Below are 19,465 nucleotides of genomic sequence, written 5' to 3' on the forward strand. Positions count from 1 at the left end.
GCTCTCCCGGCCGGGCACCCCCGAAGGTATGACCAGAACCCGCGCGTACCGCGACGGCGTGCTGTACAAGGACGGCTTCCCGGTCGAGGAGGTGTCCGATTTCCTCGCCGAACCGGACACCGCCGTCTGGGTCGACCTCTGCGAACCGTCCGAGGCGGACCTGACGGATCTCGCCGGCGAGCTGGGCCTGCACCGGCTCGCCGTGGAAGACGCCGTCCAGGAGCACCAGCGGCCCAAGCTCGACCGCTACGACGGGCACGCCTTCCTGACCGCCTACGCCGTCCGTTTCGACCCCGCGAGCGGCCGCACGACGACCTACGAGCTCGCCGTGTTCATCACTCCGCGCGCGCTGGTGACCGTCCGCAAGGACGACGGCTTCGACGTCGACGCCGTCACGCGCCGCTGGGACCTGGAGCCCGACCTGGCGAAGTCCGGTGTGCCGTTCCTCCTGCACGGCCTGCTCGACCACGTCGTCGACGGCCACTTCGACGCCGTCCAGGCGCTCGACGACCAGGTCGAGGAGCTGGAGGACCTGGTGTTCGACGACCGCCCGGACACCTCCGAGCTGCAACGCCGGTCGTTCGAGCTGCGCAAGAACCTGACCGTGGTGCGGCGGGTCGTGGGACCCGTGCCCGACGTCCTGGGCTCGTTGATGCGGCGGGACCTGCGGCTGGCCGACGACACGATGGGCCCGTACTTCGAGGACGTCCACGACCACGCGCGGCAGGCCGCCGAGCACACCGAGGCGTTGCGAGAACGCCTCGCGACGGTCCGGGAGACCCAGCTGAACCTGCAGAGCGACCGCCTGAACCTGATCATGAAGAAGGTCACCGGGTGGGCCGCGGTGATCGCGGTGCCCACCGCGGTGACCGGCTTCTACGGCCAGAACGTCGCCTACCCGGGCAACGGCACGACGTCCGGGTTCTGGGTCTCGACGGTCGTGATGCTGGTGCTTTCGATCGGGCTGTACGCGCTCTTCAAGAAGAAGGACTGGCTATGACCCCGGCACCGGGTCGCCGCGCCGGACCAGCTCCCGACCTCGCTCGTAGTCCTCGTCGGCTTCGTGGGTGAGGACGCCGACCGTCTTGCCGTCCTTTTCGTACCAGACGGTGAACCCGCCGTCGTCGCGCGGCCGCGGGTACGCGCGGTCGAAGCCGTCGCCCCACGCGGCGTACTTCAGCACCCGGTCGCCGATCACCGACCAGAACCCGGGCACCTCGTCCCACGCGGCGTCTTCGCCGGCCGCGGTCCGCCCGGCCACCTCACCCATCGCCAGGCCCTCGCCCCAGTGCTCGACGGCCAGCGCGCGGCCGGCCGCCGGGTTGTGGGCGAGCGCGACGTCGCCCGCCGCGAGCACGCCGGGCGCGCTCGTGCGCAGGTGCTCGTCAGTGCGGATCCGGCCTTGTTCGATGGTGAGCCCGGCCGCTTCGGCCAGTTCGATCCGGGGCCGGACGCCGGTCGCGAGCACCACGAGGCCCGTGTCGAGGATCGGCACCAGGTCGGTGCGGACCCGGTAGCCGCCCTCGATCGACAGCAGCTTCGTGCCGCGAAGCACGCTCACGCCTTCGGATTTGAGCCAGTGCAGGAGGAATTCGCCGGCTTCCCGGCCGAGCCGTTTCTCCTGTGGGACGTCGTCGGGGCAGACGACGGTCACCTGGAGGCCGAGGCGGGAGAGGGAGACCGCGGCCTCGCAGCCGATGAAGCCGGCGCCGGCGACGATCGCGCTGCGCACCCCGGACGCGGCCGCGCGCAGCGCGCGGGAGTCGGCGGCCGACCGGAGGGTCCGCACGTCCGGGTGGCCGGCGCCGGGGATTCCCGGCCGGACCGGCTCCGCGCCGGTGGCGAGTACGCAGGTGGTGAACCGGTGGACCGTGCCGGAGGCGGTGCGGACCCGGCCGTCGCCCAGCTCGGCGACCGGATCGCCGAGCGCGACGTCGATGTCGTGCGTCGCCGGGAAGTCGTGGTCCAGCAACGGGAGATCGGCCTCGCCGCGCAGGAACTCCTTCGACAGCGGTGGGCGTTCGTAAGGCGGATCGGTGTCCGCGGTGAGCACGCGGACCGGACCCGCTCCGCCCGCTTCCCGGTAGGCGCGAGCCGCCGACACGCCGGCCGGTCCGCTGCCGACGACGACGAGACTGTGGGGGTTCATGCCGAGGGGGTACCCGCCCGGCGCGACGGCACACACAGTCCACTGTGGAGCGTCCACTGTGGACCTCAAAAGGGCACGACGAAGCTCCGGCGCCGCGCCGGAGCGCACGTCACCGGTCCCCGGGACGGCGTTCAGCCGAACGGGTCAACGCGGCCGGATGGCCTGGGGGAAAAGGAAAGCTCGGGAGCACCGCCTGGGAAAGCACGCGCGGACACGGGTGCGGCTGGTTGCTCAACCGTTGCCGCTCAGCATAGTGCAGCTGCACTATGCTGAGCCATCCCGGTGGGCACACCGGGACGGCGCCGGGCGCCGACAAGCGAAGGAACGGGTGGCGGATGGGTGGGGCAATGGTCGAGGGGACGCGCCCGGGTGCCAAAGGCGCAGTCGCAGGCGTGGGCGAAGCGGGCGAGCAGGAGCTGCGCCGGCTGCTGGCCGGCCTGACCGCGGTTCGCGACGGCGACTTCGGCATCCGGCTGCCCGGCGGGGCCGACGGCCTGCTCGGCGAGATCGCCACCGTGTTCAACGGCATGGCCGACCAGCTGTCGCTGTTCACCTCCGAGGTCACCCGCGTCGCGCGGGAGGTCGGCAGCGAGGGGCAGCTCGGCGGGCAGGCGAAGGTCCCCGGCGTGTCCGGCACGTGGAAGGACCTCACCGACTCGGTGAACGCCATGGCCGGCAACCTCACCACCCAGGTCCGGGACATCGCCCAGGTGGCGACGGCCGTCGCGAAGGGCGACCTGTCGCAGAAGATCGACGTCGACGCCCGCGGCGAAATCCTCGAACTGAAGGACACCGTCAACACGATGGTGGACCAGCTGTCGTCGTTCGCGGACGAGGTCACCCGCGTGGCGCGCGAGGTGGGCAGCGAAGGCCGGCTCGGCGGCCAGGCGCAGGTACCCGGCGTCGGCGGCGTGTGGCGCGATCTCACCGACTCGGTGAACTTCATGGCCGGGAACCTGACTGACCAGGTCCGCAACGTCGCCCAGGTGACGACGGCGGTCGCGAAGGGCGACCTGTCGCAGAAGATCACCGTCGACGCCCGCGGCGAGATCCTGGAGCTCAAGAGCACGATCAACACGATGGTGGACCAGCTGTCCTCCTTCGCGGACGAGGTCACCCGAGTGGCGCGCGAGGTCGGCACGGAAGGCCGGCTCGGCGGGCAGGCCGACGTCAAGGGCGTCTCCGGGACCTGGCGCGACCTCACCGACTCGGTGAACTTCATGGCGGGCAACCTGACCGACCAGGTCCGCAACATCGCCCAGGTCGCCACCGCGGTGGCCAAGGGCGACCTGTCGCAGAAGATCAACGTGACCGCCCGCGGCGAGGTCCTGGAGCTCAAGGACACGCTGAACACGATGGTGGACCAGCTGTCCGCGTTCGCGGACGAGGTCACCCGCGTGGCCCGCGAGGTCGGCACCGAGGGCAGCCTCGGCGGCCAAGCCGACGTCAAGGGCGTCTCCGGGACGTGGAAGGACCTCACCGAGTCGGTCAACGTCATGGCCGACAACCTCACCGCGCAGGTCCGCTCGATCGCCCAGGTCACCACCGCCGTCGCGCGCGGTGACCTGTCGCAGAAGATCCGGGTCGACGCCCGCGGCGAGATCCTCGAGCTGAAGGACACCATCAACACGATGGTGGACCAGCTGTCCGCGTTCGCGGACGAGGTCACCCGTGTGGCCCGCGAGGTCGGCACCGAGGGCAACCTGGGCGGCCAGGCGACCGTCCGCGGCGTGTCCGGGACCTGGAAGAACCTCACCGACAACGTCAACGTCATGGCGTCCAACCTGACCGGCCAGGTCCGGTCGATCGCCCAGGTCGCCACGGCGGTCGCGCGCGGCGACCTGTCCGGCAAGATCACCGTCGAGGCCAAGGGCGAGGTCGCGGCGCTCGCCGACGTCATCAACACGATGGTCGACACGCTGTCGGCGTTCGCGGACGAGGTCACCCGCGTGGCGCGCGAGGTGGGCACCGAGGGCATGCTCGGCGGCCAGGCGCGCGTGCCGAACGTCGCGGGCACGTGGAAGGACCTCACCGACAACGTCAACTCGATGGCGAACAACCTCACCGGGCAGGTCCGCAACATCGCCCAGGTGACCACCGCCGTCGCGCAGGGCGACCTGACCCGCAAGATCGACGTCGACGCGCGCGGCGAGATCCTGGAGCTCAAGACCACGATCAACACCATGGTCGACCAGCTCTCGGCGTTCGCCGCGGAGGTCACGCGCGTGGCGCGCGAGGTCGGCAGCGAAGGCCGCCTCGGCGGCCAGGCCGAGGTCGAGGGCGTGTCCGGCACCTGGAAGCGGCTGACCGAGAACGTCAACGAGCTGGCCGGGAACCTCACCCGCCAGGTCCGGGCGATCGCCGAGGTCACCAGCGCGGTCGCCGAGGGCGACCTGACCCGCTCGATCACCGTGGACGCCTCCGGCGAGGTCGCCGAGCTGAAGGACAACATCAACTCGATGGTCGAGTCGCTGCGCGAGACCACGCGGGCGAACCAGGAGCAGGACTGGCTCAAGTCGAACCTGGCCACCATCACCGGGCTGATGCAGGGCCGCCGCGACCTCGCGGTCGTCGCGGCCGCGGTGATGGACGAGCTCGTCCCGCTGGTCAACGCCCAGTTCGGCGCGTTCTACCTGGCCGACGACACCGCCGAGGTCCCCGAGCTGCGGCTGGTCGGCGCGTACGGCCACCCCGACGGCGAGGGTCCGGTGGTGCGCTTCCGGATCGGCCAGTCCCTCGTCGGGCAGGCCGCGCGCAGCCGCCGTCCGATCGCGGTCGACGATGTCCCGCCCGGCTACGCGACGATCTCGTCGGGGCTCGGCAGCACCGTGCCGGCCAGCCTGATCGTGCTGCCGATCGTCGTCGAAGACCAGGTCCTCGGCGTGCTGGAGCTGGCGTCGGTGCACGGCTTCACCGCGGTGCACCGGGCGTTCCTCGAGCTGCTGATGGAGCAGATCGGCGTCAACGTCAACAGCATCGTCGCCAACGCCCGCACCGACGAGCTGCTCGGCGAGTCGCAGCGGCTGACCGCCGAGCTGCAGACCCGGTCCGAGGAGCTGCAGGCGCGCCAGGAGGAGCTCCAGTCGTCCAACGCGGAGCTGGAGGAGAAGGCGGCGCTGCTCGTCACGCAGAACCGCGACATCGAGACGAAGAACCTCGAGATCGAGCAGGCGCGCCAGGAGCTGGAGGCGCGGGCCCAGCAGCTGACGATCGCGTCGAAGTACAAGTCGGAGTTCCTGGCCAACATGAGCCACGAGCTGCGGACCCCGCTCAACAGCCTGCTGATCCTCGCCCAGCTGCTCGCGCAGAACCCGACCCGCAACCTCACCGCGAAGCAGGTCGAGTACGCGGGCATCATCCACTCCGCGGGCTCGGACCTGCTGCAGCTGATCAACGACATCCTCGACCTGTCGAAGGTCGAAGCCGGGAAGATGGACGTCACGCCGGAGCAGGTGTCGCTGCGCGGCCTGCTGGACTACGTGGAGGCGACGTTCCGGCCGATGACGTCGCAGCGCAACCTCGAGTTCCGGATCACCGTCGCCCCCGGCTCGCCCGTCGAGCTGCTCACCGACGACTCCCGGCTGCGGCAGGTGCTGCGCAACCTGCTGTCCAACGCGGTCAAGTTCACCGAGGTCGGCGGGATCGAGCTGCACATCGAGCCGGTCGAGCCGGACAAGCTGCCCCGGCCGCTGCGCGCGCACGGCCCGGCCGTGGCGTTCCGGGTCACCGACACCGGCATCGGCATCGCCGAGCACCAGCTGGAGTCGATCTTCGGCGCGTTCCAGCAGGCCGACGGCACCACCAGCCGCAAGTACGGCGGCACCGGGCTGGGGCTGTCGATCAGCCGCGAGATCGCGCAACTGCTCGGCGGCTTCATCACCGCCGAGAGCACGCTCGGCGAGGGCAGCTCGTTCACGTTCTCCCTGCCGGTCGCGCGGCCCGACTTCGCGACGCTGCCCGCGGGCGAGCACCCCGGCACGGCGCTCGCGATCGGCGACGCCGGTGCCGCGCTGACGGCCTCGGTGCCGCGCGCCCACCGGCGGCTGCTGGTCGTGGAGGAGCGTCAGCACGGGCTGCTGACGCTCGTCGCCGAGAGCGCCGCGGCCGACCTGGCCGACAGCCGCGACATCGGGATCTCGCCGGCCGAGGTCGAGGTCGTGACGGCGGTCGGCACGCAGGAAGCGGCGGCCGCGCTCGCCACCGACGCCTACCACTGCGTCGTGCTGGACCTGGACCTGCCGGAGCGCACCGCGTTCGGGTTCCTCGACGCGATGCAGGGCGACAGCGCGCTGCGGATGGTGCCGGTGCTCGCGCACAACAGCCGACGGCTCGACGGCGAGCTGGAGCAGCTGGTCCAGTCCCGCGCGGACGTCCCATCGCTGGAGGTGCTCTCCGGTCTCGACGAGCTGCGCGAGCGGATCGCCCTGCACCTGTCGGCGGAGGAGCCCGGGGCGGTGCTGCCACTGGTCCGCCAGGACGAGCCGGCCGCGCAGGTGCCGGCGGCCGACGTCGACACGACGCTGGCCGGGCGCACCGTGCTCATCGTCGACGACGACCCGCGCAACGTCTTCGCGCTGACCGGGATCCTGGAGCTGCACGGCATGCAGGTGCTGCACGCCGAGGACGGCCGCAAGGGCGTCGAGACCGTCGCCGCGCACCCCGGCATCGACCTGATCCTGATGGACGTGATGATGCCGGAGATGGACGGCTACACGGCGACGGCGAAGATCCGCGCGATGCCCGAGCACGCCGGTATCCCGATCATCGCCGTGACGGCGAAGGCGATGCCCGGGGACCGCGAGAAGAGCCTCGCTTCGGGGGCCACCGACTACGTGACCAAGCCGGTGGACGCGGACGACCTCGTCGCCCGCATCAAGCGGCACGTGACCGCGTGATCGGAGACGAACGGCCGCTCGTCGACGAGCAGGTCGTCCCGGCGCCGGCCGCACAGGTGTCCGCCAACCTCGCCCGGCTCGCCGACACCGTCGCCCGGCTGCGCGGCGAGGTCGACCACGCCCACGCCGTCGCCGACGGCCGCGCGCTGATCGAGCTGGCCAAGGGCGTCCTGATGGAACGCCTGCACTGCACGCCCGCCGATGCCGCCCGGCAGCTGGAGACGCTGGCGGAGCGAGCCGGGCTGACGCCGCTGGAGTTCGCCGCGGACGTCGTCGGCGAAGCGGCCGAAGACCGGATCACCGAGGTGACGCAGGAGTTCCTGGCCCGCGCCGAAGGCGAGGAGTCCGTCGCGGTGCGGCTGCGCACCGCCGAAAGCGGCGTGCTCGCGGCGGGGGACACCCAACGCGTCGCGGAGTCCATCCTGGAGCACGCGCTGCGGCCGCTCGGCGCCACGGCGGTCGCGGTGTGGCTCGCCGGTCCGGACGGGTCGCTGACGCTCGCCGGGTCGGCCGGGTTCTCGGCCGAGGAGGCGGCGCGCTGGCGCTACGTCCCACCGGGCGTCGCGACCCCGGCCCGCAACGCGCTGCTCGGGCGCGACACGGTCTGGTACCCGACGCTGTCCGGCGGCGGGCTGCCGTCGATCGGGCAGCACACCCTGGCCGAGGGCGGCCGCGTCGCGGTGCCCACCGGTACCGGCGGCCGGATCATCGGCGTCGTCGAGATGTGCTGGCCGGACCCGCTCCCCGCCGAGCCCGGGCGCCAGCGCAAGCAGCTCGAGGCCCTGGCGGAGCTGTGCGCGCACACCCTCGACACCTGGGACGGCGTGGTCGCCCCGGTGGCCGCCGACGGTTCGGGGGACTTCCTCGGCGAGCTGGTGGACTTCGTCGACGGGCTGCACGACCCGGCCGTGCTGCTGTCGCCGTGCCTCGACGGCGGCCGGCTGACCGACTTCCGCATCCACCACGCCAACGTCCGGTTCACCGACCCCGGCGGGCGGCCGCGCAGCCGGCTCGTCGGGACGCGGCTGCTGGAGACCTACCCACTCGCCGCCGAGGAGAGCGGGCTGCTGGACAAGATCCAGCGGGTCTACGCCACCGGCGAGCCGTTCCGCGCCGACAGCATGGCGGTGACCACGCTCGTCGACCAGGTGCCGCTGACCGTCCTCACCGACATCAGCGTGACGCGGTTCGCCGGCAACGTGCTGCTCATCCTGCGCATCCAGGACGACGCGGCGAAGCTCGCCGTGCTGCTGCAGCACGCCCAGCGGCTCGGCCGCATCGGCGGCTTCGAAGAGAACGTGGTGACCGGGGCGATCACCTGGAACACCGAGCTGTTCGCGTTGTACGGCCTGCCGCCGACCGCGACGCCGCTGTCGCTGAACGAGCTGGCCGCGCACGCCCACTCCGACGACGCGCAGGCGATCGGCCGGTTCCTGCGCGCGGTGATGCACCACCGGCGCCCGTCGTCGACGGCGTTCCGCCTGCAGCGCTCCGATGGCGTCGCCCGGCACATCCGGGTGGTCGCCGAGCCGGTCGTGGACGCACGGGGCGAGCTCGTCGCGGTCCGCGGGGCCTACCAGGACGTGTCGTCGCAGCACTGGACCGAGGTGGCGCTGGCCGCGACGCGGGACAGGCTGGCCGAGACCGAGCAGGAGGCGATCGAGCGCAACCGGCTCGCGCTGCAGCTGCAGCACGCGATCATGCCGCCGGCCAAGGGCCCGATCGACATGCCGGGCCTGCGCGCCGCGGTCCGCTACCGGCCGGCCGAGAAGGAGCACTTGGTCGGCGGCGACTGGTACGACGCGGTCGCGTTGCCGACCGGCGAGGTGCTGCTGTGCGTCGGCGACGTCGCCGGGCACGGCATCGACGCGGCCACCGGGATGGTGAGCCTGCGCAACGCCCTGCGCGGCCTGGCGGCGACCGGCGCCGGGCCGGCCCAGCTGCTCACGTGGCTGAATCTGGTGGCCTACCACCTGACCGACCACGTGACGGCAACGGCGGTCGCGGCGGTCTACGACCCGGCGACCCGCAAGCTCCGCTGGGCGCGCGCGGGGCACCTGCCGCCGATCGTCCGCCACCGCGGCGGCGACGCGACGACGTTGCCGCTGCTGCGCGGTTCACTGCTGGGCGCGGTCCGGGACGTGACGTACCAGGAAGAAGAGCTCCAGCTCGACGAGGGCGACATCCTGCTGATCTACACCGACGGGCTGGTCGAGCGCCGCGACCGCCCGGTCCAGGAGACGGTGTCGCGGCTGGTGACGTTGGTGAAGGGCCACGACGGCGGGCTGGAGAACCAGCTGGACACGCTGCTGACGTACAGCACGGCCGACACCGACGACGACACGTGCGTGGTGGGGATCGAGGTCACCGGGGGACGGTGAACCGCCGCGCTTCGGACGGCGGCGGATTCCCGCCGCCGAAGATCTCCGCCAGGATCTCGGCACCGCGCACCACCCGCGGGCCCGGGCGGTTGAAGTACGCCGGGCCGTCGAGCACCCAGACCTGCCCGGCGCGCACGGCAGGCAGGTCCGCCCAGCCGGGCCGGTCCGCGAGCGACGGCGCCTCGGCGAGCGTGCGGCCGGGCGCGAACCCGCACGGCATGAGCAGGAGCACGTCGGGCCGGGCCTCGACGACGGCGTCCCACGGCACCGGCCGGGTGTGCTCGCCGGGCGAAGCCAGCAGCGGTTCGCCGCCCGCCGAGGCGATCTGCTCGGGCACCCAGTGGCCGGCGGGCCAGATCGGGTCCAGCCACTCCAGCGCCACGACCCGCGGCCGCGTGCCGGGGCGGGGCAGTGCGGCCAGGCGCGTGCGCAAGGTGGCGATCTCGGCCGCCGCGCGGTCCGGCACCCCGAGCACGTCGCCGACCTGGCGGAGGCAGTCGAGGACACCGTCGAGGGTGGCCGGTTCCAGGCTCACGACCAGCGGTCCGGTGTCGAGCGTGCGCACCGCTTCGGACACCTGGCGGTAGGACACCGCGCAGACTTCGCACAGGTCCTGGGTGAACACGACGTCGGGAGCGAGGCCGGCGAGCCGCGCGCTGTCGAGCGTGTAGAGCCCGGACCCGCGATGGGTGGCTTCGGAGATTTCCCGGCTGGACAGCGCGTCGGGATCGAACTCCGCCCGCGTGACCACCGGGACGTGCTCGACGTGCCCCGGCGGCCAGTCGCACTCGTGCGTCCGGCCGACGAGGCCGGGCAGCTCGCCCAGCACCGCGACCAGGTCGGTCGCCGCGGGCAGCAGGGAGACGATCCGCATCGGCCCACGGTAATCCCCCGGCCGTGTCGACCCCTGAATCACGCGTGATGCCCCTTCAATCACCCGTGATGCCTCCCCCATCACAGGTAATGCCGGACCGAACCGGGCATCGGCCGTGATCAGAGGGTCAGCACGCGTGATTGAAGGGTCGACACGGCATCAGGGGTTGACGGCCAGCACCAGGAATCCGGCCAGCAGGACCAGGTGCACGCCGCCCTGGAGGCGGGTGGCCCGGCCGGGCACCACCGTCAGGACGCTCACCACCACGGTCAGCGCCAGCAGCACGATCTGCGTCGAGCCGAGGCCGAGCAGCAGTTCGCTGGGCAGCCAGACCGACGCGAGCGCGATGGCCGGGATGGTCAGGCCGATGCTCGCGATCGCCGAACCGTAGGCGAGGTTGAGACTGATCTGCATCCGGTCGCGCTGGGCCGCGCGCGTCGCCGCCAGGGTCTCCGGCAGGAGCACCAGCAACGCGATCACGACGCCGACGAACGACTGCGGGAACCCGGCCGCGCGCACGCCCGCCTCGATCGCCGGAGATTCCACCTTCGCGAGCCCGACCACCGCGACCAGCGCCACCAGCAGGAGCGCGAGGCTGCCCAGCGCGGCCCGGTTCGTCGGCGGTTCGGCGTGGTCGTCCTCCTTGACCTCGCCGTCGGCCGCCACCGGGAGGAAGAAGTCGCGGTGGCGCATGGTCTGCGTCAGCACGAACGTCGCGTACAGGGCCAGCGACGCGACGGCGGCGAAGGTCAGCTGCGCGGTCGAAAACGCCGGGCCGGGGGTGCTCGAGGTGAACGTCGGCAGCACCAGGCTCAGCGTGGCCAGGGTCGCGACCGTGGCCAGCGCGGCGCCGCTGCCTTCCGAATTGAACAAGGTGACGCCGTAGCGTCGCGCGCCGACGAGCAGCGAGATGCCGACGATGCCGTTGGTCGTGATCATCACCGCGGCGAACACGGTGTCCCGCGCGAGCGATCCGGCTTCCGGGCCGCCCGAGACCATCATCGTGACGATCAGCGCGACCTCGATGACGGTGACCGCGACCGCGAGCACGAGCGACCCGAACGGCTCGCCGACGCGGTGCGCGACGACCTCCGCGTGGTGCACCGCGGCCAGCACGGTCGCCCCCAGCGCGATCGCGACGATCGCCACGAAGACCGGGCCGAGGTCGCGGCCCCACGCGAGCGCCAGCACGACCAGGCCGAGCACAGGGGTGACGGAGGTCCAGGACGTCAGGAAGGATCTCAGCGCGGCCATGCCTCCACCCTGTCACACCGGCGGTCACACCGCGTGGTCGTACGGCGATTCTCACATCGTCCCTTGTGGACGGTCGAGCTCGGCGGGCCCGGCGGCGAGGACGTGCCGCCGGAAGGTTTCGCTCAGCGGCGGGAGAGTCCGCCCGGCCGCCCACGCGAGGCCGATGTCGCGCGCGGCGTCCACATCGGTCAGTTCGAGGTGGGGCGCGGGAAACGTGGCCGTGCGCGGCAACGGCAGCACGGACACGCCGAGCCCGGCGGTGACGAGCCCGCGCAGCGTCTCGACCTCGTCGCCCTCGAAGCCGATCCGCGGCGTGAAGCCGGCCTCGGCGCACAGGCGCTCGGTGGTTTCGCGCAGCGCGTAACCCGGGCGCAGCAGGATGAACGTCTCGTCCGCGAACTCGGCGAGGCGGACCCGCCGCCGGCCGGCGAGCCGGTGGCGCGGCGGGACCGCGAGCCGCAGCGGCTCGACGAGCAGGCGTTCCCAGTGCAGCTGCGGGTGCCCGCGGTCGCCGCTGGTGAGGACGAGGTCCGCGGTGCCCTCGAGCAGCTCCGCCTCGAGCCCGGCCTCGCCGTGCTGCCGCAGCGCGAACCGGGCGCCGGGGTGCTCGCGCAGGAACCCGCGCAGCACCGACGGCACCAGCCACGTGCCGAACGTGTGGAGGAACGCCAGCGGGACGACGCCGGTGCCCGGTGCGACTATCTCGCCGACCTCGCGCAGGCCCTGGTCGAGCTGGTCGAGCACGGCGTCGACGTGCCGCTTGAACGCGTGCCCGGCCGGGGTGAGCCGCAGCAGGCGCCCGGACCGGCGGAACAGCTGGGCGCCGGCGTCGTGCTCCAGCCGGCGCAGGGCGCGGGAGAGCGCGGGCTGCGTCAGGTGCGCGCCGGCCGCGGTCTCCGTGACGGTCGCGCCGCCGGCGACCTCGCGGAAGAGCCGCAGCGTCTGGACGTCCATGCCGCCAGTGTATGGAATTTCATCCAATCAGGCATTGGACGCATCGGTCGCGACGGGCCACCCTGGAGGTATGGCAACCGTGGCAGAACAGCTGGTCAGGACCCTGCGGGACGCGGGCGTCGAACGCATCTACGGCATCGTCGGCGACAGTCTCAACCCGATCGTCGACGCGGTCCGCCGCACCGACGGCATCGAGTGGGTGCACGTCCGCCACGAGGAGACCGCGGCCTTCGCCGCGGCGGCCGAAGCGCAGGTCACCGGCAAGCTCGCGGTGTGCGCGGGCAGCTGCGGGCCCGGCAACCTGCACCTGATCAACGGCCTGTTCGACGCGCACCGCTCGGGCTCGCCGGTGCTCGCGATCGCGTCGCACATCCCGTCGAACCAGATCGGCACCGGCTTCTTCCAGGAGACCCACCCGGACCGGCTCTTCGCCGAATGCAGCCACTTCAGCGAGGTCGTGGCCGATCCGGCCCAGCTGCCGCGGCTGCTGCGCATCGCCACCCAGGCCGCCGTCGGCAAGGGCGGCGTGGCGGTGCTGACCATCCCGGGCGACCTCGCCGACCGCAAGGCCACCGGCCCGCTTTCCGAGCGGCTGCCGCTCGTGACGCCGTCGCCCGTGGTGCCCGCCCCGGAGACTGTCCAGGAACTGGCGGACCTGCTGAACTCCGGCGAGAAGGTGATGCTCTTCGCCGGCGCGGGCGTCCGCGGCGCGCACGACGAGGTCATGGCGGTCGCGGAGAAACTCGCCGCGCCGGTCGGGCATTCGCTCGGCGGCAAGGAGTGGATCCAGTACGACAATCCGTTCGACGTCGGCATGAGCGGCCTGCTCGGCTACGGCGCCTGCTACGACGCGATGCACGACGCCGACCGGATCCTGTTGCTGGGCACGGACTTCCCGTACGACAAGTTCCTCCCGCAGGCCCGCACGATCCAGCTCGACCACGACGCCTCACGCCTCGGCCGACGGACTCCGCTGGAGCTGGCGGTGCACGGCGACGTGCGCGAGACACTGCGCGCGTTGCTCCCGTTGCTGCGGCCGCGCACCGAGCGCGTGTTCCTCGACCGGATGCTGCGCGAGCACGTGCGGAAGCTGGAGAAGGTCGTCGGCGCGTACACGGGGAAGATCGAGCAGCGCCGGCCGATCCACCCGGAGTACGTCGCTTCGGTGCTCGACGAGGTCGCCGCCGACGACGCGGTGTTCACGGTGGACACCGGCATGGGCAACGTCTGGGCCGCGCGGTACCTGACGCCGAACGGCCGCCGCCGGGTCATCGGCTCGTTCCGGCACGGCAGCATGGCCAACGCGCTGCCGCACGCGATCGGCGCGCAGCTCGCCCAGCCGGGCCGCCAGGTCGTGTCGCTCTCGGGCGACGGCGGGCTCGCGATGCTCATGGGCGACCTGCTGACGCTGCCCGCCTACGACGTCCCGGTGAAGGTCGTGGTGTTCAACAACGCCACGCTCGGGATGGTGAAGCTGGAGATGCTCGTCGACGGCCTGCCGGACTTCGGCACCGACCACGCGCCGGTGAACTTCGCCGCGATCGCGGCCGCGTGCGGGATCTTCGCCGAGCGCGTAGAGGACCCGGCCGACGTCCGCGGCGCGCTGGAGAAGGCGTTCGCCCACGCGGGCCCGGCGGTCGTCGAGGTGGTGACCGACCCGAACGCGCTGTCGATCCCGCCGCGGATCACCGGTGAGATGGTGCGCGGCTTCGCCCTGGGCGCCACGAAGACGGTGCTCAACGGCGGCGTCGGCAAGATGGTCGACCTGGCGCGCACCAACCTGCGCAACGCGCCGCGGCCGTAGGACGGACGTGCACGGTGTGTTGACCGTGCAAGCGCGACAGTCAACACACCCCGCGCCCGTCAGGTCATCTGCCAGTAGCTGACCGCGAGGTCGGCGAGCCGCCGTTGCCGGGCATCGATGCTCTTCATGGTCCATTCGTCCATGGCGCCCGCAGCCTTGGTAAGCGAGAGCGTCGATGCGCTCAGCACGTCCTTCTTGTCGGCGAAGGGCAGATTTCCGAGTGCTTTGTTTTCGCTTGCCCGCAAAAGAACCTGGTTGCCAAGCCGGTAGGCATACTCTGTCTGGCGGTCGCGTGGGACGAACTTCTCCCACTCTGCAGTGGCGGACTGGGGAAGGATGTGTTCGAGGTTCAGCTCGCTCGTGTTGGGATTCGCGATGAATTCGGGTGCCCGCTTCGGACGCAGGTTCTCGATCTCCAGTGACCGCAGGTAGTATCGTGAGTAGGACGTTCGTCGCACCACGGCAGTAGAGAAGTCATTGCGAAACTGTTCGTCGGACGGCAGGATTGCGGACAGTTCGCTGATCACCTTACGGGCGGTGGTGACGGAGCCGCGGGATATGGCCTGTGCGACTTCTGCGATGACGCGTTCGGCTTTGCTTCCTTCGGCGGTCCGAGAGATGCGCATTCTGACCGCGGCGGAGACTGCCAGTCGCAGGAGCTGGCCCAGTTGCGGGTTGTTGAACTTCAACATCGCCGCCAGCAAGATTGGACGCAGTCGCTCCACCTCCAGGATGCGAAGGGCCTCGACGTTTTCCGCCGCGCCGGCTTGTATGGCGGGCCAGAATGTGGGGTCCGCACCCAAAAGGCGGCTGTATGCCTGTGCTGCGGCCTTGAGTTCTTCACTGAAGGCGACGGCGTCGGACGACGTTGTCAGTCGTCTGGCCTTGACCCGGACAAAGATTTCACGCTCTCGCGTCGGCCCTTGCTGGCTGGTGAAATAGTAACGAAGGAAGTCGGTGAACTTGCTGCCGGTGCCGGTTGCCTGCTCGATGTAGGCTGTCGTGCTGATCCAACGGTCGTGACACTCCGGCAGACGTGAGCCGGCGCGGCTGAAGATGTAGTTCTTCGTCAGGTCGGCGATCGTGAGGTCGATACCACGGTCGTTGAGCGTCTCGAAAATGAGGTAGGCGTCTGATTCCGTCGGCACTGTCACGGTGATGACCAGTGCTCGTTCGTGGATGAAGTCCACCCAGTCGACTAACCGATCGGCCCAGCTGTCCTCCGCCGCCGCGGCCTGGGCTCCGATCCGGTCTCGGAAGAAGTCCATCGCTTTGGCAAGGAGGTGATGGCTCTGGGGTGCCCGGCGGTCGAGAGGCTTTCGAGTACCCTCGACGAGGCCTTGAAGATAGTCGTTGTCCGTCGCGCTGAGTCGAAGTCGGGATTCCACTTCGCGGGTGCGCAGGTCGCGGGCTGCGATGTACTGCTGCTCGATGTCATTCCCGCGGCTGTCTTGCCTCCCGTTGAACACGTCACGAATTGCCAGAATCAACAGAAAAGCTGTGGTCAGGCGCTGCTGTCCATCGATGACGAAAGAGCGGCTGGTTGTTGTGGTTCCTTCTGCATAGTCAGAAGAGTCGGAAAGGACCACAGTGCCGAGGAAGTAAGCTTCGTCAGAATTTTCGGCGACAGCTTGTTCGAGGTCGTTCCAAAAGTCTTCGACCTCGTCGCGCCCCTCGCCGGACCCCCAGGCGAATGCTCGCTGATAGGTCGGTACTCCGAACCTTCGTTGCGCTAGCAATGCACCGAGTCCAACGCTGTCGATCGTGTATTTCGACACCCTCGCCCAACCCCTCGAAAATGATCTTGTTCCCGGCGAGCCGGGAACTTCGCGGCTCGAAGTATACGGATACTTTGCGGGGTTGTTTGACTGTGGGAGTGCGTGTCGTCTTGAATCAGCGATATCCGTAGCTGGCGGGGTTGGCCGGTCCTAATGGGTTCGCATGCCGGAGAGACGACGGGACCACGCTGGCTAGTAGCTGGGTGCGGCCACCAAGGCCAGCTGGTGGCCACGACGCTCGTCGTGGCCACCAGCGGCGTTCACGGGTCGGCGACGATGACCCCGGTGGCGGCCAGGTGGTCGAGCGCCGCCACCATCCGCGCCCGGCAGGTTTCGCTCAGCTCCGCGGCGTCGAGCGCGTCGCGGACCGAGGCGTGCATGGCCAGGGTGCGCACGACCCGCACGACGTCCGGGGAGCCGAGGAGACACGTCTCCCGGCGTTCGCAGTGGTGGGCGATCTCGTCGAGCCGCAGCGGCACCAGCGGGTTGAGCCGGTACGGCGCGTCGAGGTCCACTGTGGACGCCCGTGCCGGGGTCACCCGTGGACGATGACGCCGCGGATGTTCTTGCCGTCGCGCAGGTCCTGGTACCCCTCGTTGACCTGCTCCAGGGTGTACTTGCGCGTCACCAGCTCGTCCAGCTTGAGCTTGCCGGCGTCGTAGAGCCGCAGCAGCCGGACGATGTCGTACTGCGGGTTCGCCGAGCCGAAGAGCGTGCCCTTGATCGTCTTCTCGAACAGCGTCATCACGCCGCCCGAGACGTGCACGGTGAGCTTCTCGGGGTTGGCGAGGCCGGTGATGACGACCGTGCCGCCCTTGCCGACGACGTTGAACGCCTCGCTGACGACGTCTTCTTCGACGGTGCCGACGGTGATCAGCGCCTGGTCTGCCAGCTGGCCCCAGGTCAGCTCGTTGACCTTCTCCGCGGCTTCGGCGGCGGTGGCGAAGGCGTGGGTGGCCCCGAACTTGAGGGCGGCCTCGCGCTTGAACTCCACGGGGTCGACGGCGACGACGTACTTCGCGCCGGCGTGCGCGGCGCCCTGCACGGCGTTGATGCCGATGCCGCCGATGCCGTAGACGACGGTGGTGTCCCCGGCCCGGACGCCGCCGGCGTAGTTGGCCGTGGCCCAGCCGGTCGGGACTCCGCAGCCGACGAGCACGGCCGTCTCCAGCGGCAGCCAGTCGTCGACCTTGACGACCGAGTGCTGCGAGATGGTGGCGCGTTCGGAGAACGTGCCGAGCATGCACATCGCGCCGAAGTCCTGCCCGCCGCCGTGGAAGCGGAAGGTGCCGTCCGGCATGTGGCCGTCGAGGATGGTGGCACCCATGTCGCAGAGGTTCTGGCGGCCGGTGGAGCAGTAGCGGCAGGTGCCGCAGTTGGGGATGAAGCTGCAGACGACGTGGTCACCGGGCTGGACCTTGGTCACGCCCGGGCCGACGTCTTCGATGACTCCGGCGCCTTCGTGGCCGCCGATGATCGGGAAGCGCGGCACGAGGTCGTTGTCGATGAGGTGCAGGTCCGAGTGGCACAACCCGGCGGCGGTGTACTTGATGAGCACCTCGCCGGGGCCCGGGCCGTCGAGGTCCAGCTCCATGATCTCGAACGGCTTCCCGGCATCGAACAGTACGGCTGCCTTGGTCTTCACGGCCCATCTCCTCCACGTGCGGCGGTGCACCTTCGTGCCTCGATTGTGTGGAGACCGGGCGTCGGTGGAGTGTCCAAATCCCGGACACCGGGGTCAGCGGACCCGCAGCGCCCGCATCCGGTTGTAGAGCGTCGAGCGGCTGATGCCGAGCTGCTTGGCCGCCCGCACCTTGTTGCCTTCGCACGCGCGCAGCGTCCGGACGATCACGTCGTACTCGGCCTGCTCCCAGCCGCTCAGCGCCGCGCCCGGGGCGGTCTCCGTGCAGCCCGGGGCCACGTCCTCGGCCGTGAGGTCGCCCGCCGAGCGGCGGTCGGCCGCGCCGGCCAGGACTCCGGCCAGCTCGCGCAGATTGCCCGGCCACTGCTGGGATCCCAGCAGCTCGAGCGCCCCCGGGGTCAGCCGGAGCGAGTCGCCGAAGCCGCGCAGGAGGGTGCGGGCGAGCGCCGGGATCTCGTCGCGGCGCTCGCGCAACGGCGGCAGCTCGATCCGCCGGTGCATGCGCGCCGCCAGGGTCGCCTGTTCGCCGTGCAGCTCCGACGGCGGGCCGCTGAGCAGCGCGAACCACGCCGTCGTCGTGTCCAGCAGCCGGGCCAGGCGGACCGCCGCCAGCGGGGGCAGCAGCTGGATGCCGTCGATCACCAGCAGGCCGGGCAGCGAAGCCGCCGCGGCCACCCGCGTGCACCACTCGGCTTCGCCGGCGACGACGTCGGACGCGTCGAACTCGTGCACCGGCTGGTCCCCGGCCACGACGCGGGCCGCCGTCGTCCGGCCGGACCCCGGTTCGCCCGAGATCAGCACCCGCCGCCGGGCGCGCCCCGCCCCGCGCAGCCGCTCGTCGATCTGGGCGGGGAAGAGCCCGCGCTCGGCCGGTGGCCGCGACACGACCGGGCTCGAAGTCCGCACCGGCGCCAGCTCGAACAGCAGCCCGGCGCTCGCCGACACCGCTTCGACGCGCACCTCGACCGGCGTGCCCGACGACAGTCGGAGACGGCCGAGACCGCGGTGCGTGCGGCCCAGCTCGCGCAGGAGCCGGTGGTCGGCGGTGTCGACCAGCTCGGTCGCCGCGGTGTTCGCGAGCACGACGTCCTGGCCGAGCGCCAGCACCGCGCACGCCCGGTGCTGCACGGACTGGAACGCGGCCAGCAGCTGCTGCTCGGCGAGCTTCGCGCCGTCGAGCAGCCGCCGTTCGATGTCGGCGACCGCGCGGCGCAGGAACGGCCCGAGCAACGCGTTGGCGTCACCGGCGGGCCCGGTGATGTCGAGGACGCCGGCCATCCGCCGGGTCGTCGGGTGCACCACCGGATGGCCGTAGCAGGTGAACTGCTTCATGGCTTCGAGGAAGTGCTCGTCACCGTCGACGGAGACGCCGCGGCGGGTCTCGAAGGGCGTCGCGAGCGAGTTCGTCCCGGTCCGCTCCTCCAGGAACTGGCAGCCGGGGACCGCGCTGATGTTCTCCAGCGCCAGCTCGACCGACCGCTCGGAGAACCGCCGGGCCACGATCCGGCACTCGTCGTCGGCGAGCACGACGCAGAACCGGGTGCCGGCCAGCTGCCGGGCCAGCTCGTCGAGCACCGGGGACGCGGCCCGCAGCAGCCGGCTGCGGCGGTCGACGTCGGCGACGTTCAGCCGCTCGACGGACGAGGCAGGCGAGAGCCCGGAAAGCTCCGCCCGCCGCCACGACTGCGCGATCTCGGTCCGCAGGTCCACTCGCACTCCTCGTCGAGCCGCTCG

12 protein-coding genes are annotated in these 19,465 nt (G+C 71.2%); 4 read left to right on the top strand and 8 right to left on the bottom strand.

What is annotated here, in order from left to right; genetic code table 11:
• Positions 1–28 precede the first annotated feature (28 nt).
• Entirely contained in the window at positions 29–1,000 is a 972-nt protein-coding gene (locus AA23TX_RS19085; protein ID WP_155543846.1) for a magnesium transporter CorA family protein, read from the top strand.
• On the opposite strand, the gene AA23TX_RS19090 is transcribed toward AA23TX_RS19085, so the two are convergent.
• On the bottom strand, positions 995–2,149 hold the full coding sequence (locus AA23TX_RS19090) for an NAD(P)/FAD-dependent oxidoreductase (RefSeq protein WP_155543847.1): 1,155 nt from the start codon (positions 2,147–2,149) through the stop codon (positions 995–997). The two genes, AA23TX_RS19085 and AA23TX_RS19090, sit on opposite strands and share 6 nt — an antisense overlap.
• A 347-nt stretch (positions 2,150–2,496) precedes the next feature.
• On the opposite strand from AA23TX_RS19090, the gene AA23TX_RS19095 reads away from it, so the two are divergent.
• A complete protein-coding gene (locus tag AA23TX_RS19095) occupies positions 2,497–7,044 on the top strand; it encodes a hybrid sensor histidine kinase/response regulator (RefSeq protein WP_155543848.1) in 4,548 nt (1,515 codons plus the stop codon).
• Complete coding sequence (locus AA23TX_RS19100) at positions 7,041–9,425, top strand: SpoIIE family protein phosphatase (protein ID WP_155543849.1); 2,385 nt, start codon at positions 7,041–7,043, stop codon at positions 9,423–9,425. The genes AA23TX_RS19095 and AA23TX_RS19100 overlap by 4 nt, the downstream gene beginning before the upstream one ends.
• On the opposite strand, the gene AA23TX_RS19105 is transcribed toward AA23TX_RS19100, so the two are convergent.
• The 3 genes from AA23TX_RS19105 to AA23TX_RS19115 all read right to left on the bottom strand — a co-directional run bounded on the left by AA23TX_RS19105 (position 9,409) and on the right by AA23TX_RS19115 (position 12,507).
• Complete coding sequence (locus tag AA23TX_RS19105; protein ID WP_155543850.1) at positions 9,409–10,299, bottom strand: cobalamin-binding protein; 891 nt, start codon at positions 10,297–10,299, stop codon at positions 9,409–9,411. The two genes, AA23TX_RS19100 and AA23TX_RS19105, sit on opposite strands and share 17 nt — an antisense overlap.
• Positions 10,300–10,458: 159 nt before the next feature.
• Entirely contained in the window at positions 10,459–11,553 is a 1,095-nt protein-coding gene (locus AA23TX_RS19110; protein WP_155543851.1) for a calcium:cation antiporter, read from the bottom strand.
• A gap of 51 nt (positions 11,554–11,604) precedes the next feature.
• A complete protein-coding gene (locus AA23TX_RS19115) occupies positions 11,605–12,507 on the bottom strand; it encodes a LysR family transcriptional regulator (RefSeq protein WP_155543852.1) in 903 nt (300 codons plus the stop codon).
• Positions 12,508–12,577: 70 nt separating this feature from the next.
• Between AA23TX_RS19115 and AA23TX_RS19120 the strand changes: the two genes are divergently transcribed.
• Positions 12,578–14,311 (top strand): pyruvate dehydrogenase, encoded by a 1,734-nt coding sequence (locus AA23TX_RS19120; RefSeq protein WP_155543853.1) that lies wholly within the window; start codon positions 12,578–12,580, stop codon positions 14,309–14,311.
• 59 nt (positions 14,312–14,370) lie between these two features.
• Here AA23TX_RS19120 and AA23TX_RS19125 read toward each other — a convergent pair whose 3' ends face one another.
• The 4 genes from AA23TX_RS19125 to AA23TX_RS19140 form a co-directional block, all read right to left on the bottom strand.
• Positions 14,371–16,089: a DUF262 domain-containing protein gene (locus AA23TX_RS19125; protein ID WP_155543854.1), complete on the bottom strand. Its 1,719-nt coding sequence runs from the start codon at positions 16,087–16,089 to the stop codon at positions 14,371–14,373.
• 260 nt (positions 16,090–16,349) lie between these two features.
• A complete protein-coding gene (mftB, locus tag AA23TX_RS19130) occupies positions 16,350–16,628 on the bottom strand; it encodes a mycofactocin biosynthesis chaperone MftB (protein WP_155543855.1) in 279 nt (92 codons plus the stop codon).
• Positions 16,625–17,734, bottom strand: coding sequence for an NDMA-dependent alcohol dehydrogenase (locus AA23TX_RS19135; protein ID WP_155543856.1), 1,110 nt, complete (start codon positions 17,732–17,734; stop codon positions 16,625–16,627). Before AA23TX_RS19135 ends, mftB begins: the two co-directional genes overlap by 4 nt.
• A 93-nt stretch (positions 17,735–17,827) precedes the next feature.
• Positions 17,828–19,441 (bottom strand): sigma-54-dependent Fis family transcriptional regulator, encoded by a 1,614-nt coding sequence (locus tag AA23TX_RS19140; protein WP_230862570.1) that lies wholly within the window; start codon positions 19,439–19,441, stop codon positions 17,828–17,830.
• Positions 19,442–19,465: the final 24 nt, after the last annotated feature.

The organism is Amycolatopsis camponoti (assembly GCF_902497555.1).
In the GTDB taxonomy this organism is placed as follows: domain Bacteria; phylum Actinomycetota; class Actinomycetes; order Mycobacteriales; family Pseudonocardiaceae; genus Amycolatopsis; species Amycolatopsis camponoti.

What these genes read in the sequence shown, in the direction of transcription:
- AA23TX_RS19085 (WP_155543846.1), top strand. Translation starts at nt 29, where the DNA reads ATGACCAGAACCCGCGCGTACCGCGACGGCGTGCTGTACAAGGACGGC.
- AA23TX_RS19090 (WP_155543847.1), bottom strand. Translation starts at nt 2,149, where the DNA reads ATGAACCCCCACAGTCTCGTCGTCGTCGGCAGCGGACCGGCCGGCGTG.
- AA23TX_RS19095 (WP_155543848.1), top strand. Translation starts at nt 2,497, where the DNA reads ATGGTCGAGGGGACGCGCCCGGGTGCCAAAGGCGCAGTCGCAGGCGTG.
- AA23TX_RS19105 (WP_155543850.1), bottom strand. Translation starts at nt 10,299, where the DNA reads ATGCGGATCGTCTCCCTGCTGCCCGCGGCGACCGACCTGGTCGCGGTG.
- AA23TX_RS19110 (WP_155543851.1), bottom strand. Translation starts at nt 11,553, where the DNA reads ATGGCCGCGCTGAGATCCTTCCTGACGTCCTGGACCTCCGTCACCCCT.
- AA23TX_RS19115 (WP_155543852.1), bottom strand. Translation starts at nt 12,507, where the DNA reads ATGGACGTCCAGACGCTGCGGCTCTTCCGCGAGGTCGCCGGCGGCGCG.
- AA23TX_RS19120 (WP_155543853.1), top strand. Translation starts at nt 12,578, where the DNA reads ATGGCAACCGTGGCAGAACAGCTGGTCAGGACCCTGCGGGACGCGGGC.